The 16,240-nt window shown below is 44.4% G+C and carries 21 protein-coding genes and 1 riboswitch; of the genes, 9 read left to right on the top strand and 12 right to left on the bottom strand.

Annotated features, from left to right (window positions below; genetic code table 11):
* Window positions 1-55: 55 nt before the first annotated feature.
* Entirely contained in the window at window positions 56-937 is an 882-nt protein-coding gene (gene galU, locus ACQCVH_RS19020) for a UTP--glucose-1-phosphate uridylyltransferase GalU (protein WP_426837169.1), read from the top strand.
* Between the two features lie 637 nt (window positions 938-1,574).
* Here galU and ACQCVH_RS19015 read toward each other — a convergent pair.
* Window positions 1,575-2,915, bottom strand: a complete 1,341-nt coding sequence (locus ACQCVH_RS19015; protein ID WP_426837168.1) for an MATE family efflux transporter — start codon at window positions 2,913-2,915, stop codon at window positions 1,575-1,577.
* 173 nt (window positions 2,916-3,088) lie between these two features.
* On the opposite strand from ACQCVH_RS19015, the gene ACQCVH_RS19010 reads away from it, so the two are divergent.
* Window positions 3,089-3,292 (top strand): hypothetical protein, encoded by a 204-nt coding sequence (locus ACQCVH_RS19010; protein WP_426837167.1) that lies wholly within the window; start codon window positions 3,089-3,091, stop codon window positions 3,290-3,292.
* On the top strand, window positions 3,282-3,497 hold the full coding sequence (locus ACQCVH_RS19005) for an STM3941 family protein (protein ID WP_426837166.1): 216 nt from the start codon (window positions 3,282-3,284) through the stop codon (window positions 3,495-3,497). The genes ACQCVH_RS19010 and ACQCVH_RS19005 overlap by 11 nt, the downstream gene beginning before the upstream one ends.
* 167 nt (window positions 3,498-3,664) lie before the next feature.
* Here the strand turns inward: ACQCVH_RS19005 and ACQCVH_RS19000 are convergent, their stop codons facing one another.
* Window positions 3,665-4,222: a hypothetical protein gene (locus ACQCVH_RS19000; RefSeq protein WP_426837165.1), complete on the bottom strand. Its 558-nt coding sequence runs from the start codon at window positions 4,220-4,222 to the stop codon at window positions 3,665-3,667.
* Between the two features lie 116 nt (window positions 4,223-4,338).
* Between ACQCVH_RS19000 and ACQCVH_RS18995 the strand changes: the two genes are divergently transcribed.
* The gene (locus ACQCVH_RS18995) at window positions 4,339-4,920 is read left to right on the top strand and encodes a TetR/AcrR family transcriptional regulator (RefSeq protein ID WP_426837164.1); all 582 of its coding nucleotides are present in this window, start codon (window positions 4,339-4,341) and stop codon (window positions 4,918-4,920) included.
* A gap of 52 nt (window positions 4,921-4,972) precedes the next feature.
* Here the strand turns inward: ACQCVH_RS18995 and ACQCVH_RS18990 are convergent, their stop codons facing one another.
* From ACQCVH_RS18990 to ACQCVH_RS18970, 5 genes are all read right to left on the bottom strand, one after another.
* Window positions 4,973-5,779: an alpha/beta hydrolase gene (locus ACQCVH_RS18990; protein WP_426837163.1), complete on the bottom strand. Its 807-nt coding sequence runs from the start codon at window positions 5,777-5,779 to the stop codon at window positions 4,973-4,975.
* Between the two features lie 16 nt (window positions 5,780-5,795).
* The gene (locus tag ACQCVH_RS18985; RefSeq protein ID WP_426837162.1) at window positions 5,796-5,960 is read right to left on the bottom strand and encodes a Fur-regulated basic protein FbpA; all 165 of its coding nucleotides are present in this window, start codon (window positions 5,958-5,960) and stop codon (window positions 5,796-5,798) included.
* 67 nt (window positions 5,961-6,027) lie between these two features.
* Window positions 6,028-6,132, bottom strand: a riboswitch (SAM riboswitch).
* Between the two features lie 38 nt (window positions 6,133-6,170).
* Window positions 6,171-6,398 (bottom strand): hypothetical protein, encoded by a 228-nt coding sequence (locus tag ACQCVH_RS18980; RefSeq protein ID WP_426837161.1) that lies wholly within the window; start codon window positions 6,396-6,398, stop codon window positions 6,171-6,173.
* 67 nt (window positions 6,399-6,465) lie between these two features.
* A complete protein-coding gene (locus tag ACQCVH_RS18975) occupies window positions 6,466-6,657 on the bottom strand; it encodes a hypothetical protein (protein WP_426837160.1) in 192 nt (63 codons plus the stop codon).
* Window positions 6,644-6,889, bottom strand: a complete 246-nt coding sequence (locus ACQCVH_RS18970) for a hypothetical protein (protein ID WP_426837159.1) — start codon at window positions 6,887-6,889, stop codon at window positions 6,644-6,646. Before ACQCVH_RS18970 ends, ACQCVH_RS18975 begins: the two co-directional genes overlap by 14 nt.
* 459 nt (window positions 6,890-7,348) lie before the next feature.
* On the opposite strand from ACQCVH_RS18970, the gene ACQCVH_RS18965 reads away from it, so the two are divergent.
* The 3 genes from ACQCVH_RS18965 (at window position 7,349) to ACQCVH_RS18955 (ending at window position 10,623) form a co-directional block, all read left to right on the top strand.
* Window positions 7,349-8,272, top strand: coding sequence for a DMT family transporter (locus ACQCVH_RS18965; protein ID WP_426837158.1), 924 nt, complete (start codon window positions 7,349-7,351; stop codon window positions 8,270-8,272).
* A 108-nt stretch (window positions 8,273-8,380) separates the two neighbouring features.
* Window positions 8,381-10,120 carry an AAA family ATPase gene (locus ACQCVH_RS18960; RefSeq protein WP_426837157.1) on the top strand — a complete coding sequence of 580 codons (1,740 nt, stop codon included), beginning with the start codon at window positions 8,381-8,383 and terminating at the stop codon, window positions 10,118-10,120.
* A gap of 212 nt (window positions 10,121-10,332) precedes the next feature.
* Window positions 10,333-10,623: a hypothetical protein gene (locus tag ACQCVH_RS18955; protein ID WP_426837156.1), complete on the top strand. Its 291-nt coding sequence runs from the start codon at window positions 10,333-10,335 to the stop codon at window positions 10,621-10,623.
* A 42-nt stretch (window positions 10,624-10,665) separates the two neighbouring features.
* Here the strand turns inward: ACQCVH_RS18955 and def are convergent, their stop codons facing one another.
* The gene (gene def, locus ACQCVH_RS18950; RefSeq protein ID WP_426837155.1) at window positions 10,666-11,244 is read right to left on the bottom strand and encodes a peptide deformylase; all 579 of its coding nucleotides are present in this window, start codon (window positions 11,242-11,244) and stop codon (window positions 10,666-10,668) included.
* A 234-nt stretch (window positions 11,245-11,478) separates the two neighbouring features.
* Between def and ACQCVH_RS18945 the strand changes: the two genes are divergently transcribed.
* The gene (locus ACQCVH_RS18945) at window positions 11,479-12,633 is read left to right on the top strand and encodes an ATP-binding protein (RefSeq protein WP_426837154.1); all 1,155 of its coding nucleotides are present in this window, start codon (window positions 11,479-11,481) and stop codon (window positions 12,631-12,633) included.
* A 35-nt stretch (window positions 12,634-12,668) separates the two neighbouring features.
* On the opposite strand, the gene ACQCVH_RS18940 is transcribed toward ACQCVH_RS18945, so the two are convergent.
* On the bottom strand, window positions 12,669-13,076 hold the full coding sequence (locus ACQCVH_RS18940; protein ID WP_257991087.1) for a hypothetical protein: 408 nt from the start codon (window positions 13,074-13,076) through the stop codon (window positions 12,669-12,671).
* 284 nt (window positions 13,077-13,360) lie between these two features.
* Here ACQCVH_RS18940 and ACQCVH_RS18935 point away from each other — a divergent pair, with 284 nt between their 5' ends.
* Window positions 13,361-14,005, top strand: a complete 645-nt coding sequence (locus tag ACQCVH_RS18935; protein ID WP_426837153.1) for an SDR family oxidoreductase — start codon at window positions 13,361-13,363, stop codon at window positions 14,003-14,005.
* A 378-nt stretch (window positions 14,006-14,383) separates the two neighbouring features.
* Here ACQCVH_RS18935 and queE read toward each other — a convergent pair whose 3' ends face one another.
* Genes queE through queC form a run of 3 tightly spaced genes read right to left on the bottom strand, consistent with a single transcriptional unit; the run spans window position 14,384 to window position 16,233 of the window.
* Window positions 14,384-15,109 carry a 7-carboxy-7-deazaguanine synthase QueE gene (gene queE, locus ACQCVH_RS18930; protein WP_426837152.1) on the bottom strand — a complete coding sequence of 242 codons (726 nt, stop codon included), beginning with the start codon at window positions 15,107-15,109 and terminating at the stop codon, window positions 14,384-14,386.
* Window positions 15,102-15,575 carry a 6-carboxytetrahydropterin synthase QueD gene (queD, locus tag ACQCVH_RS18925; protein WP_426837198.1) on the bottom strand — a complete coding sequence of 158 codons (474 nt, stop codon included), beginning with the start codon at window positions 15,573-15,575 and terminating at the stop codon, window positions 15,102-15,104. The genes queE and queD overlap by 8 nt, the downstream gene beginning before the upstream one ends.
* A 1-nt stretch (window position 15,576) precedes the next feature.
* Complete coding sequence (gene queC, locus ACQCVH_RS18920; protein ID WP_426837151.1) at window positions 15,577-16,233, bottom strand: 7-cyano-7-deazaguanine synthase QueC; 657 nt, start codon at window positions 16,231-16,233, stop codon at window positions 15,577-15,579.
* Between the last annotated feature and the right edge of the window lie 7 nt (window positions 16,234-16,240).

The following is a 16,240-nucleotide window of genomic DNA, read 5'->3' as shown; positions in this document are numbered from 1 at the left end:
CATATATTCTGTTGAGTGACTTAGTTTAGTTAAAATCTGCTGGGAGGTATTAAGTATGATCAGAAAAGCGGTCATTCCGGCAGCCGGCCTTGGCACCCGTTTTCTGCCCGCCACAAAAGCCCAGCCAAAGGAAATGCTGCCGGTTGCCGACAAACCTGCCATCCAATACATCGTAGAGGAAGCCATTGCTTCCGGCATTGAGGATATCATCATTATTACCGGGAGGAATAAACGAGCAATTGAAGACCATTTCGATAAGTCGGTCGAACTTGAGCTGATGCTGAAGAAAACCGGCAAAACCGAACTCTTAAAGAAAGTGGAAGCGGCTTCGAATCTCGCTTCCATCCATTATGTACGGCAAAAGGAGCCTTTGGGGCTCGGGCACGCGGTTCTTTGTGCAAAACAATTTATCGGGAATGAGCCTTTTGCTGTCCTCCTCGGTGATGACCTGGTCGATTCCGGCACCCCTGCCCTCCTGCAGATGATCAGCCAGTTTAAGGAAACTGGATCCTGCATGGTCGGCGCAAAAGAAATTCCATGGGAAGATGTTTCCAAATACGGGATCATCGATTATTCGTTTAAAGCAGGCAATCTTTGCAAAATTGAACGGCTGGTCGAAAAGCCTCCGAAGCAATCAGCTCCGACCAACCAGGCAATCATCGGGCGCTATGTCCTTACACCTGAGATATTTCCTGTTTTGGAGTCCCTTCAGCCTGATCCTTCTGGAGAAATCCAGCTGACTGAAGCTCTGTCGCAGCTCCTGAAAGAAGGACCCATGTATTCATGTCTGATAGAAGGCAATCGCTATGATACCGGTGATAAATTCGGTTTTCTGCAGGCTTCAATCGAGTTTGCATTAAAAAACGAAGAAATTAAAGAAAAGCTGGAGCGATATTTGTATAGTTTTAAGGAAGGAGCAAAACGCCCGGAAAGCTGAAAAGAGACACTCTTTGGTGGAGTGTCTCAGCATGTCGAAATAAATTGAAGCCAAACTGACCGGCAAATAATTAAAACTGTAAAACTTAAGGGGAAAACTCTTTCTGGGAAAAGGTGAAGAGGAGTTTTTTATAAAAAACTGTAACGCTTGAAAATAGTAAATGATACAGCAACGAGCAGCCGAGCCATGTATCCAGACCTCCGATGGGATACATGATTTCTTTAATTTTTGCACCCATGTATCCCAGGAACCTGATGGGATACATGACTTCCTTTTTTCTCCGCACTCATGTATCCGAGGAGCCTGATGGGATACATGACTTCCCTTTTTTCTCCGCACTCATGTATCCGAGGAGCCTGATGGGATACATGACTTCCTTTTATTCTTCGCACTCATGTATCCGAGGAGCCTGATGAGATACATGACTTCCTTTTATTCTTCGCAGTCATGTATCCCAGGAGCCTGATGGGATACATGACTTCCCTTTTTTCTCCGCACTCATGTAGCCCAGGAGCCTGATGGGATACATAACTTTCCTTTTTTCTCCGCAGTCATTTATCCAGGAGCCTGCGGGATACAAAAATTTCCTTTTTTCCACACGACAAAAGACACTCCGCACGGGAGTGTCTTTTGCATGTTAACTCTCAGGTGAAAATACCCTTTTCCGGTCCCATCGGCCAAATTTATAGTACGAAAAAGCAATTATGCTGCTGATCATAAAGCTTGTTCCCATTCCGTATGCAATCCCCTCCTCCCCCATCCACTGTGAGAACAGGTAGGTTAAAGGGTACCTCAGCACCCAAAATGAGATGATATTGAGCACAAGCACCTGGAACATGGCCCCTGCTGCCCTGACTATGCCATTCAATACAAAATTGAGTCCGAGGAACGGATAGAAGAAAGCGATAGATACAAGATAGCCTGTACCAAACTCAACGGCTCCCGGATCGGAAATGAACAGTGATATCCCGGCTTTTGCCAATAGCACAGCCGTTCCCGCAATCATAAGCATGATGACTAAATTATAAAGTGATCCATACAGCGCTATTTTATGAACCCTTTTCCATAGACCTGCCCCAATATTCTGCCCTGCCATGCTGTTGACGGCCGTGCCGAGCGCTGAAGCCGGCAGCATAATCAGGCTGTCTATTCTCTGCGCTGCCCCAAAGCCTGCAACTGTGTCCGTCCCAAAGGAATTCACCACACTCATTATGGCCATAACACCTGCTGAGATCACCATCATCTGAAGACCTGACGGTATGCCTAATTTGAGAATAGTCCACACTTCAGCCTTCTGCGGCATGAATGGCAGTGAGAATGGGGCGAGCTTTCTTTTCAGGACAATATACATGCCAGATATGAATGCGGCCCCTTGGGCCACAAGAGTGGCATATGCAGCTCCATCAATCCCCCAGCCGAGGACCGAAATGAATATGGGGTCCAACACACTGTTAAGAGCTACTGCAACCAGTACAAAAATCAGCGGCGTCCTGCTGTCCCCCAGGGAACGAAGGATTGTGCCGAGAAAATTGTATCCAAATAAAAAAAGGATGCCGAGAAAATTGATCTTTAAATACGAGTCTGCTTCCGCAATCAATGCCTCAGGTGTATCGAGCCATTGAAGGATAGGCTTTGAAGCCAGATATCCTGCTGCACCCAGAGCCAGCGAAAGCAGAGTGAGGATGATTACAAAACTATTGAGATATTGCCTCAGCCCCTTTTCATCATCTCCTCCCTTTTGCTGTGACAGAATGGTCAAAGCGGCATTGTTGATTCCAATAATGAATGACAGAACCGTGAATATGACTGTGCTGGAAACGGCGATGCTCCCGAGGGAAGAAGCCCCGAGCAAATTCCCCACCCAAAGGCTGTCCACGAACTGGTAGGAAACCTGCAGCAGATTCGTCAGCATGATGGGCGTAGAAAAAATGAACATTTGCTTCAGGATATTCCCTTGTGTAAAGTCTTGCTGGGACATAAAAAACCACACCTTAAATTAAGATTGCTTCTATTATTTCTCTTTTTATGTTTAAATTCTACTCAAACGTTTCGAATTTCGAATTATTGCTTCGGCATGTATTTTTTTGGTTTATATCTCAAAAAAGGGTTATTTTTCCATATGGAACCAATTAATGAATAAGGGGGGACAATATGGAAAAACGATTTTATTCGGCTAAAGGAAAGATTTTTCTGTTTATGCTGATTGTATTGGCTGCTGGTGTATTTTTTGCCTGGCTGGCTGCCGATATGGTTTTAAATGAAGAAAACAGGGAACTTTTTATGCTGATTATTTTTTTCTATGTTTGCTGTTTTATTATTCGGGTGTGCCCTGCCTTTTGCAAGAATGATTTTTGACAAATCCCCGTTAGTTTCTTTCAGCACAGAGGGTCTGGAAGTCAATGGACCAGGCGGCCCCGGACAGATTGCCTGGGAAGATTTTGAAGGAATCTTTCCATATGAGGTCCATGGCAATGCTTTCCTCGGGGTTATCGTGAAGGATGAAGAAAAGTACATAGAAAGGCTTCCTGCCAGAAAGAAAAGATTGGTGAAGATCAATTAAGGAAACGGATGTCCTCCTTTTAATATCAGCATGAATTCGCTTAAACATAGGAAGGAATTCATTGAAGAACTGGAGAAGAGGGAACTACCTTTTCTGGTTGATGAGGAAGAACTGAAAAAAGAGAACATATGAATATCCCGCCTCGAAGGTTGAGGCGGGATATTCTTTCATATATTCATCTCTTTGTTCTTTTGAGGGGCCTTTGGCCAGATAAAAAAACTGATGCAATAAATCAAATCTGCTGCCAGAACAATCGACCATATTTTCACGGCTCCGGATAGAGCTTCCGTTCTACCCGGATCATCTGCGATAAGCACAGTTCCCAACAGCAATGCAGCCCCGATGAGATATGCAGCCGCATGTCTGGCAAAACCTTTTATATTATGCCTTGCATGTTCCAAACCATATCTTTTTTCCGGCCGTTTGCCCTTTTTGGCGATGTAATATAAAAACCTTTCGTCTGCCCACTTGATCATACTTTTTCCAAAGGCAATCGACACACCAATATATACGGCAGCCAAAGCATGTGCCTGTGTTGCTTCTGAGCCTCTGTATAAATCCGCTGCTGCTGCTGCCAGCAGGATCAGATCCACTGCAGGAGTCATCGCGAGCAGGATGAGACCGGTTTTCTTTTTTCCGAAAAGATAACGCATAGAAAGGCCGGCCAATATTAAAACCCAAAAACCGGCTTCACACCCGATAATGACCCACAGTATCCAGTTCATACCTTCCCCTTCCAGTACTCTTGTATTGTTTAAACTCATCATAACATCATAATTTTTGCAATACAAGTGTATTATTTAAAATTGAAACCTGTGTTATGGTCTGTTAAACTGAAACCATGCCTAAGATAGTTGATCATGAACAAAGGAAAAAAAGAATTGCCCGAGCCACCTGGCAGGTTATTCTGGATAAAGGAATGGAAGGTGCGTCTGTCCGCAATATCGCAGCAGAAGCCGGTGTTTCTCTTGGGGCACTGCGCCACTACTTTTCCACACAAGATGAACTGCTTGTCTATGCCATGAAGCTGGTAAATGAAAATGTGATAAACAGGGTTTCGGAGATTGCATCAAAGGATTTACCGCCAAGGGAAAAGGTTTTCAATATTCTGCTTGAAATTACTCCAACCACAGATGAGAAAATGGCAGAAATGGAGGTCTGGTTTGCGTTTATTGCTTACAGCAGGCAAAAGGAGGAATTCCGCAGCCTGAAGCAGGGGATTTATACGGGGATTGTTCAAATGATAGACTTTCTAAAGTCCAAAGGCGAGCTGAAGGATGGCCTGGATCTGGATCTTGAGACTGAAATGTTATACAGTTTCATTGACGGGCTTGCCCTGCACAGCATGTTCGAACCTGAACGTCTGAAACCGGACAGAATAGAAAAAACCCTCCGCCGCTACCTGGATAGAATCCTAAAATGACCAGAAAGGACCGGATCTTTCAGTTCCCGGTCCTTTTCAGCGTTTTTTCAGTTCATAGGGATGCATATGACTGCTGATCCCTGAAAGCATTGAGCCATTCTGAGGTGCAATCGATCAGCTCTGCAAAGCTGCGGCCTGCTGAATAAGTGTGGCAGGCTCCTTCAACATAATGCAAAGAACATGATCCTTCCTTCCGCTTCCTGAATTCTTCTGCATATTTTCCCGAGTGTGATACGGGGATATCTCGATCAGCTGTTCCATGCACAATCAGGACATCGCTCCGGTATGCCGCAAGCTCTTCCAATGGTTCATATCTTTTCAGTGATGAAAAATATTTTTCCGTTAATTGATAGCCCAGATAATCCAGTGAAGCTCCCTTGTCCAGTGCCTTTACCTTTTCCCTGCCGACAATGGAAGCGATATCTTGATATGGCTTTGCAGAAGCCGACCATATGATTAGCTCCCGGATGCGGTCATCCTTTGATGCAGCCAGAACGGCAACGGCTCCGCCGAGGCTGTGGCCAATGAGTGAAAGCGAATGAGGGTCTGCATATTTAAGCTTCCCTGCAAAATCGACGGCAGATAAAGTCTGCTCCAGCAAAGCGTGAAGACCTGTTTCACCATAGTCACCCGGGCTCTCCCCGCAGCCCTCATAGTCAAAGCGGAGGACAAGATACCCATCGGCAGTGAGCCGGTTGGAAGCTTTTACGAATAGCCTGTCGACGCCAATACGGCTGCCTGTAAACCCATGGCAGATGATGACCAGGGGATAGCGGCGGTTTTTGCTGAATCCTGCCGGAAAATCCACCGATCCGCACAGGTGCTTATCCTTCCAAGGTATTTTAATGCTTTCTGACATATATAGTCCCTTCCCTCTATTCATTCTTGTAAGATCTGTTTTCCTGATAAAGTTTTAAAAGTTCTTCATACGGCACCTGAAACAGCTGCCGGCCTTTTTGTTTGTATATACCCATGGACAGCAGTTCTGAAATCAGCTGATCCTTTTTATCTTCTTTTGTCATTGTTAATTTTTCCTTCAATAAAAAAACCCCTTCTGTCCGATGGCCCGGAAGCAGAAGAGGCTTTATGCGCGAATGGCTGCCGCTCCTCTCATCTTCCAAGCTTCCGCTTGTTGGATTTGGCACAGTTCTCGCAAGGAGTCTGCTGCCGAGGCTTCATAGGGCCAATTCCCTCCGCCTCTCTGGATAAGAGTATTCCTATAAGTTTTATTGGAATTAAATATACGCTACTTATTTTCGATTGTCAAGATACTGCCGCAATTTTCTATTCAGCTTTTCATCAAGCTGATATAGCCAATGGGACTCCTGCCCGGAAGTGAAATTGATATCTCCAGCCCTGATTACTGCAGCAAAAGTATATAAATCGTGCCACCTCTGGAAGATCGGAATCCAGGACAATTCTTCTTCAAATATGTCCTTATGACGTCTGTACCCTAGTATGAAGCAATCATATTCCATGCCCCCTATAGGCAAATCCCTTAAAGCAAAAGCAATATCAGCAGCAAACCAGGAATAAGAAAAACTTTCAAAAATCAATTGGATGGATCTTTTTCCCATCCCAGATCTGGTTGTCGAGTTCAAAGTCGAAATGAATGAGGCCCTCTTTTCCCTCTGCAGCATGGAGATTCATCATCCAATCGGAAACAGCTTCAAATTCGCTCCTTACTGCCTTATTGCTGTTTTTCAGGGTATGATCAATCCACTCAGGCTTTTCCATGAAAGCCTTGTGACGCAAGGTGGAATTTACCCAGGGCCGACCCCCAATTCTCCAGCTGGCTGCTGTCCAGAACACTGACCTCATCTATCTCTCCATGAATGAATGAAAGCACAGCAGCTGGCAGCTTGCCGATTGGCCTGTAGTCTGCCGTTTTTGTGCTTGAACCGTCCCCTGCTGACAAAGGGTATAATGAATAATCATATTTATTATGCATTTCCTGCAGAAAATCCATTTCGGTCTTTATTCTTTCTGAGGAAGCATTAGGCATAAGCCTCAGGATGGTCTTCTCCTTTCTCCTAATAAAGGAAAATAAAAATTGCTGCTTGCCCTGACCAATTGTATTGATATTTCATCAAATTCCCTGCTAGCAGAAGGTCCTTAAGAACCCTGCAAGCCTCTTCATCTTCCAGGAATACTTTCTTCAGATATTTATTCATGCAAATTCCTCCATCCGGGGAAAAACTGGTTAGGATGGGCCGATTCAGCATACTGTCTTCTTGCTATTCTGACATCTGCCCTATTTGTACGCAGCGATTTATTTGATAGATTTTCATAAAACCATTCTCAACTGGCATAAATTTCCTATCACTATCAATTTATGAGTTTCTGACTTCTCTGCAATTACATCTTCCATTCTATTTTCCTTGCTTATTGAATAAAAATAATGGAAGGCTGGTGGGAGGCGGGAATCATGCTGGGCAATCGGGTTCTATCTTTATGGTACGCACTTTTGGCAATTGCGTTCTGGGGGGTTTCTTTTGTTTCAGTCAAATGGCTGGTAGATTATTTGGCACCGGGTGCCCTGGTTTCCTTAAGATTTATGATTGCTGCCATCTTCCTTGGCTGCCTTCTCATAATATTCAAAGAATCCTTTTACATAAAAAAAGAGCATTTCGCCCAAGTTTTTATTCTTTCGGTGTTAGGGGTGTTCATCCATCAAATGGTACAGGCCTCTGCCATGCTGACGCTGGATGCCTCTGCTGCCGGCTGGATGATTTCTTTCACGCCTGTATTTACTAGTCTGCTTTCCTTCCTCTTTTTATCTGAAAAGCTTTCTCTCCTTAAAATTGGGGGAATGATGATTGCCATTACAGGGGTATTGGCCATTTCGGCGGAAAATTCAGGGGGAACACTTCAATTCAAGCCTGGACTTGGTTATTTTCTCCTGCTCTTCAGCACCTTCAATTGGGCGGTTTATTCTATTTTGTCCAAGAAATTCGCACTTCCCTATTCTTCTCTTGCCCTCACCTTTTGGACAAGCCTGATAGGCTGCTTTGCGACTCTGCCATTTTTATTGAGAAATGGCGGATTTGAAGTACTGTATACCCTCCCTTTCGATGGATGGCTGCACCTGCTATTTCTTGGCATTTTTGTATCGGCCCTGGGCTACTGGTACTGGGGAAAGGCGCTTGAGGTGCTCGAAGCGACTCAGGTTTCGGTCATGATGTACCTTGAACCGCTGTTTACATTGCTGGCAGCGATCCTTATTCTCGGGGAAAGAATCCCATTATACGGCAGCATCGGCGGAGTTCTGATCATCATGGGAGTGTCCGCTGTTAACAAGACGGTCCTCGACTTCCTTGTCAAGAAGCTTTTTAAATACCCTGTAAAATAGAGATTAAAACCTTTTACCAAAAATTACATGTTTTTTCCCTTGCATAAATCTATACAGTCCGAACAAGTTTTCCTATAATGGAGATAGATTCATTTAGGAGGGAAATTGTTGAAATCCACTTTCAAAAAAATTTCGAAACCTGTCCCCCTTATTTCATTGGCCATTCTAATAGCTGCTGCTGCACTGTGGTTCAGTCTATCCGGCAGCAAAGAAGTTACCATTCCCTTTTCTTCCATAGAAAATATCATTCAGGATCACCAAAGTGAAACTGTCATTTTAAAAGAAATGAAAAACGGCACCCTCCATTTGACCGCAGGAACAGCTGAGTATGTGTCTCAGGTGCCTCCAAACAGCCAAATGGTTGCCAAACTGATCGAAAATTATAATATCCAGTACAGCTATTCTTCCGCAAATCCATATACGTTCTGGATTTTGGGTGGAACGCTGATCCTTTTTGCAGGGATCGGCCTTTATCTCCAGAAATCCGGTAAAGGAATATCTACTGCCAATTCAATGAAAAACAGCGCCAGCAAGGCAAAGCCTCTTCCTGCCATCACGATGGATGATATCGGGGGCCTTCAGGATGAAATGAAGGAAGAAATTCTCCAGACACTTTCCATTATTAAAGACCGGGAAGCATCCATCCAGCTTGGTGTGAAGCCGCCAAAGGGAATATTGCTCTATGGACCTCCAGGTACAGGCAAGACGCTGCTTGCACAGGCGATTGCAAAGGAAATCGGTGCTTCATTCTTTTCAACCAGCGGATCCTCATTTAATGAAATGTTTGTCGGCGTAGGCGCCTCAAGAGTCAGGAGCTTATTCCAGAATGCCAGGAAGCATTCCCCTGCAGTCGTCTTTATTGACGAAGTCGATGCTCTTGCCGGCAAGCGGAAGCAGCATGGCGGGGACGAAAGCGAGAAAACTTTGACTGAGCTGCTTGTACAGCTTGACGGCGGCCACTCCAATGACGGCATTTTATTCATTGCTGCTACCAACCGAAAGGATATGCTTGATGATGCATTCCTCCGTCCAGGCAGGATTGACTTCTCTTTCCTTGTTCCGCTTCCGGATACTAAAGGAAGGCAGGAAATCATCAGCATCCACACAAAAGGCAAGCTTCTCGCAGAAGATGTAGCAGCTTCCCTGCCGGCACTGGCCGAAAGCACTTCCGGCTTCTCTGGAGCGGACATCAGCTCTCTCTTTGAAACAGCAAGCAGAAGGGCCATCCGGAACGGGAAAGAAAAAATAGATAAAGAAGACCTTGATTTTGCGATCGACCGAACGGTGCTAGGAAGCACAACACGACCGCTTCAGGACCCTGAGACGAAAAAGAGGGTTGCCATCCATGAAGCTGGACATGCTTTGATTGCTGCCATCACCAAGCCTGGTTCAGTAAGAAAAGCTACAATCATTCCCCGCGGTCAGGCACTGGGATATGTAGCTCCTATACCGAAGGAGCTCCATCTGTCAACCAGCAGCGAACTCCTGGACCAGGTCAGCATGATTCTGGCTGGCGGAGTGGCAGAAAGGCTTTACCTCGGGGAGCACAGCATCGGGGTCAGCGGCGATGTCCAGCAGGCCAAGCATATCCTTGAGCAGATGGTAGAAATCGGCTTATTCCAGGACGGTTTCAAGCTGACCTTTGTCAAAGCGGAAAAAGAAGCCAAGATGCAAGAGCTGTTCCAGCAGGCTTTGGAGAAAACAGAAATGCTTATTAAAACCCATGAATACGAATTTGAGTGCCTGGTTGCAGCCCTTCTGAAGAAGGAAACATTAGAAGGTGCAGAGGTTCAGGGAATTGTTGGCGAACCATCGAATCTGCAGGAAGCAGGACTTATAACAGTATAGGATCAGCAGAAAGCAGCCCGGTCGGCTGCTTTCTTTGTTTTGAAAAAAGACTGTATAAAGCCATGGAGAACAGCCAAACTAGCGGTGTAGGATTAGAAGGTTTGTAAGGAAAATGGAGGCTCCTGCTGTGTGCAGCCTCTGTAAATCAAGTCTATTTCGTGCATCGCTTGAAAAACTTTGCACTATTTTGAGTCTGATAAGGAGAATCCAATATGAAAGAACAATTAGAACATATTAAACAGCTGCTGGAGGAAAATTTTGAACATCCTGAGTCCCTGGATCTGGATTCATGCATCAATGAGCTTGAAGAACTAAAAGAAACAGCCGGGGATAAAAAGATTATGATCCAGGATCTCATCAACAGTCTGACACATGCCCGAAACAGCAGTAAAGAGCTGCTGAATGAAGGGACCCCTTCCTCGTCAGCAGCTTTCGGCCAGGCATACCGAGCAATTGAACAGGCCATTTCTTCAGTTTCTTTCACAGATAACGACCCATACTAAAAAAAGGAGCGATTCGCTCCTTTTTTTCTGTTTTTTACTCTATTAAAACAACTCAGCAGCCGCTGCACCGTCAGGCAGCTCGAAAGGATTGTCTTTGTTGATGCGGTCATAAAACATGATGCCGTTCAGATGATCAATTTCATGCTGGACGATGACAGATGCAATCCCTTTTAGGCGCATCTCCACCTTCTCGCCTTTTTCATCGGAATATCTAATCTTTATTCTTTCGTAGCGGGGAACATAGCCTTTAACCTCCCTGTCGACCGAAAGACAGCCCTCCCCTTCCGGAAGATAGACCATTGCCGCAGAATGGCTGACGATTTTAGGGTTGAAAACCCTCAGTTCTTTTACATCCCCTTTTTCATCCCTGAAGAAGGCAGCGAACATTCTTTTATCTTCCCCAATCTGGTTTGCAGAGAGGCCGACTCCAGGTCTGAGCTGATATTTTGAGGCCAATTCAGGATTCTGGCTGTTTTTTAAGTATTCTATCATCATTTCCATGATATCATGGTCTTCCTGATTGAGAGGGACCGTTACTTCAGCTGTTTTTTTTCGTAAAATGGGGTCTCCTTCCCTAACGATATCTTTCATTCTGAGCATTTTCCTGTCTTGATTGTCCATAACTACCATTCCTTTGATTTTTATTGGCTAATTTGTAAAGTCCTTTGAAGGCTTCTGAAATGCCGCCTATTCATTTTCATAATATTTGCTATAATGTTTTTGATAGTACTTTTAGAGTGGAGGCTGATGAAGTTGCGGGAGTTTGCTGAGAATCTATTTCTTCATTTTTTTATCATGTTGATTATCCCGCTTATGCACAACATAAGCTTGAAACATGAAAAAAGAGCATGGCTCATGTTTTTTGCTGCCGCTGCCTCCTTGATGCTGACACTGGCATTTCCTGTGAGAATGGCCAATGGCCTTGAATTTGATATGAAGTTCATACCTGTATTTTTTTGCTTTTTCTATCTTGGACCTTTGGGAGGGTATTTGTCAATCGCCGCCCTTCTGATATTCATGGCCCTTTTTAATGCAGATAATCTTTATGTTACTCTCGTAAATTATTTTATTATATCGCTGCCGATGCTTTTTATGCGGAAAAAATACCAGAGAATGAACATTCTGGGTAAAACAATCGTTGCTTTTGCTTTTTATTTTTTTATCACGCTTACCAGGCTGATTTATTTCCTGCAGACCGGGCATATTCAGAATGCCGTGAACCTTGGCCTTTTCTTTCTTTTATCTTTTATCAGTCTATGTGCTGCCATTTATATTATGGAAATGTACCGACTGCACTCGGAAATGGCTGAAAAGCTTCAAACAGCAGACAAATCCAATGCCATCAGCCAGCTGGCAGCCTCTGTTGCCCATGAAATAAGAAACCCCATGACGACAATCAGAGGATTCCTGCAGCTTATGAAGGATGAACATAACCTGACAGACGGCCAGCGGTCATATGTTGCAACTTCACTAGAAGAACTTGACAGGGCAAATCATATTATTTCGGACTTCCTCTCGCTGGCTAAGCCTTCAATAACCTCAAAGGAAAAGCTGTCGCTAACAGATCTTGTAAGAGAAATTTCCGAATTCATCAGGCCTTTTGCGCTTTTATCCCAAACAGAAATCATCTGCCGTGCCCAGGAGGATTTGTTTATATATGGGAATGCAAATGAATTTAAGCAGCTGCTTATCAATCTCATAAAAAACGGGGTTGAATCGATGCCGGACGGAGGTTCTATCGTTGTCACCGCAGAGCAGGATCAGAAAGAAGTATCCGTAAAAATAAAAGATGAGGGCACAGGTCTTTCACCTGGACAGATTAAACAGCTTGGCAGCCCCTATTATTCAACAAAAACGAAAGGCACCGGCCTGGGTTTGCTTATTTCATTTGATATAATTAAACGGCTTGATGGGCACTATAAAATCATCAGCGACAAGAATAAAGGGACTGAATTTATACTGATTTTCCCTGCAGCTGAAAGAGAATTCAGTGAAAACCAGCCATTGTAATCAAGGGAACACTGCCTGTAAGGCAGCGTTCCTTTTTAGATGAGTGCATCCTCAAACGGAGCGAAAAAGACTCCCTTTGGCCCCAGCATATCTGTTTCCGAATCTCTTTTTTCTCCTTTTACTTCATACTCACCTTCAGGGAAATAATCGAACAATCCGCTCGATTTATGGAGCTCTATAAAACAGTCATGAAGCTCACACATTAATGTCTGGTACTCTTTATTGTCTAAGGGGTCTCCGTATTCATCCAGCTTAAAATTGGCCTTTACCAGCTCTTCGAACTCAAGATTTCCTGATGAAGCAACATACAGGTCTACATCACTGCAGTCAATGCAGAGCAGCATCGGATCGTCCTTGATGTCCAGATACGCCTTTTCCACCATCTTTTTCAGCATTTCCTCTATATCATCTGCATTTATAAGTGTTTTGGCTGTTTGCAGCATGAATTTAACACCTCCAAAACCGAAACCGTTTAATAAAAAATGAAGTTTCAACTATGTTCTATTATAACAAACTGCTCCCAATAAGTCGTCTTTCGAGCTGATGCGTCATAATACGCCAGTATGCTTAGTTTTTCGGTAAGAAAAGCGCCGGCTTGTCAGATTATGCGCTTTCCCAAGAAATATTCCTTATTTCCTATTAAGAGATATGCTGCAGGCGGAATGTTTCAGGTCTATCAGGGTAGATTGTTATTATACTATGATGTACTTGGAAAGGAGAATGAAACATGAATATCCTGATTGTTGGAGCAAATGGACAAATAGGCAGACATCTGATTGGAAAACTGGCAGAAACGGAACACAAGTCAGTTGCTATGGTTCGCAAGGAAGAGCAGGTTAACGAACTGAGAGACATTGGTGCTGATGAAGTGGTCATCGGTGACTTGGAAAAAGACTTCACACACGCTTTTGAAGGAGTGGACAGTGTTATATTCACTGCTGGTTCCGGCGGGCACACAGGTGCAGATAAGACCATACTCATAGACCTTTGGGGTGCAATTAAGACGATTGACCAGGCGAAAAAGCATAATATCAGCCGCTTTCTTCTTGTCAGCAGCATGAATGCAGACACTCCTGATACAGGGATAGAATCCATGAAGCATTATTTTGTGGCCAAGAAACTTGCTGACGATCATCTGCGTTCATCAGGGCTGGATTATACGATCGTACGTCCGGGCGGACTTCTTAATGAGCCTGCAACGGGAAAAATTCTGCTGGAAGAAAAAATACAGGAATACGGCTCAAGGGAGATAACCCGTGAAGATGTCGCTGCCGTACTGGCAGAAGCGGTTGACCTTGAGAATACTTTTAATAAAACATTTGAAATACTGAACGGGGAAACACCGATTAAGGAAGCATTGAAGCAGGTATAAGTAAGAAAGCCAAAAGCAGGGTTGCTGCTTTTGGCTTTTTATATTTGTGTGAGACAAAATTTAGATAAAGAATCTTTAGTCTTTATCAACTACTCTGCATTGGAATGATATAGATCGTTGAAGATAATATACCTGGTAAAAAAAGCCAGTGTAGTCTGCTTCTATTTTAATTTACCAGTAATAGGGGTGTTGATTTCCGTTCCAGGCACTTCGCTTTCCGCGGGGCGGCGCTAAGCCTCCTCTTCGCTCCGCTCATGCGGGGTCTCAGCCTTGCCGCTATCTCCCGCAGGAGTCTACGTGCCTTGCACTGCAATCAACTGTTCTCTATAATTTTTTCAATACTTCTAGCCCATCACGGCTGTCCTATAACCGCACCAATCATATCCCTCTCATATTCCCCCAAACAAATGTATGCAGCTGGGGCAGGACCCTTACTTCTTTCATTTCGTCATCAAGCATTGCTTTTTCGATCAGCCAGCTGTATTTTTTCAGCTGTTCACTCAGAAATTCATTATTGTTTGCAGCAGATAAATTTTCGTTTCCTGCCTGCAGGTAAAATGGAATTCCAGGATATCGTTTCATAACCTCTTTACTGTATTCAAAATCATTTTCGTCAAAAATAACCACTTTCAAGCTCACCTGGTGCGTAAATCGGTGTGCCAGTCTTTGGAAAATATCATCAAGAACTTCGAAATCTGTTTTCATGCCAGAGCTTGGCGGCTTTGGCGAGATTGTCAGCTGATCTATGGAATAGAACCAGTCCTGCCAGCGGCTGCCCTGTGTTTCCAGGCAGAGTTTAATATTTTCTTTTTTCAACAGGCTAATCAGTTTGTCGAGATTTTTAAGGAGAGCAGGATTGCCGCCGGAAATCGTGACGAATGAAAAGCCTTCCCCGCCGATTGCCTTAAGCTCATTCCAGATTTCTTCTGCATCCATCTGTCTGATCAGCTCCTTGCCTGTTCCATCCCAAGTGAAGGAAGAATCGCACCATGAGCATGAATAGTCACAGCCGGCGGTCCTGACGAACATTGTCTTCTGGCCGATGACCATCCCCTCACCCTGGATAGTAGGCCCGAAAATCTCCATAACGGGAATCTTACTCATTCTCCATCCACTCCCTCCTCGCCTCTGCATAGCTGGTCGGAGTTTCAAACAATCTCACAAATTCTACCCTTGCATCCTGCTGCGGCGAGTAATCCCTTAGGCAGGCAGACATTTGCTCATAAATCCAGACAACCATATTTTCAGCTGTGGTATTCATCGGAGGAAGCGTTTCATTCAGATATTTATGATCAAGATGGACTTCAATTTGTGTTTTCCATATTTCTTTAATATCTCCAAAGTCTATCAAAAGGCCAATTTCATCCACATACCCGCTGATTCCGAAAATGACTTTGTAGGTATGCCCGTGAAGGTTTTTGCATTTTCCTTCATAGCAATGGAGATGATGGGCAGCATCGAAAGTGAATTCCTTGCTTACTAATACTCTTTTTGTATGATATTTTAGCTGGCTTTGCTTTATATCTTCATTTATCTTCTGAAGCTTGTCGACGATCCGGAAGCCATACATATCAGACTCCCTGCCTTTCAGCAAGATAATCTTCAAGTCCGCGTTTCCGCAGCCTGCAGGCAGGACATTCCCCGCAGCCGTCAGCGATAATGCCCTCATAGCAAGTCAGAGTCTGCTCTTTTACATAATCAAGCGCCCCCAGTTCGTCAGCCAGCTTCCATGTTTCCGCCTTATTCAGCCACATGAGCGGTGTATGAATGACAAATTGGCTGTCCATTGAAAGATTCAATGTGACATTAAGCGATTTTACAAACTGGTCGCGGCAGTCGGGATACCCGCTGAAATCTGTTTCGCATACGCCTGTAATGATATGCTTGGCTGCAACCTGGCTGGCAAGCACTCCAGCAAAAGATAAAAACAGCAGGTTCCGGCCTGGGACGAAGGTTGAAGGAAGCTCACCCTCCTTCTCCTCTACCTTGATATCCTTCCTAGTCAAAGCGTTTGGCGCCAGCTGATTTAAAAGGCTCATGTCAAGTACATGATGCTGGATAGCTAGATCAGCGGCAATTCTTCTGGCGCAATCAAGCTCGGCAATATGCCTTTGTCCGTAATCAAAGGTGACTGCCTCCACCTCTTTAAAGTTCTTTTTTGCCCAAAAAAGGCAGGTCGTGCTGTCCTGGCCTCCGCTGAAGACGACGATTGCTTTTTCGTTTTTCATGTTTTTA

Origin of the sequence: Bacillus infantis (genome assembly GCF_050107595.1) — a bacterium.
In the GTDB taxonomy this organism is placed as follows: Bacteria; Bacillota; Bacilli; order Bacillales; family Cytobacillaceae; genus Bacillus_AB; species Bacillus_AB infantis_C.
Note: the sequence above shows the minus strand (reverse complement) of the source record. Positions and strands in the feature narration are given on the sequence as shown.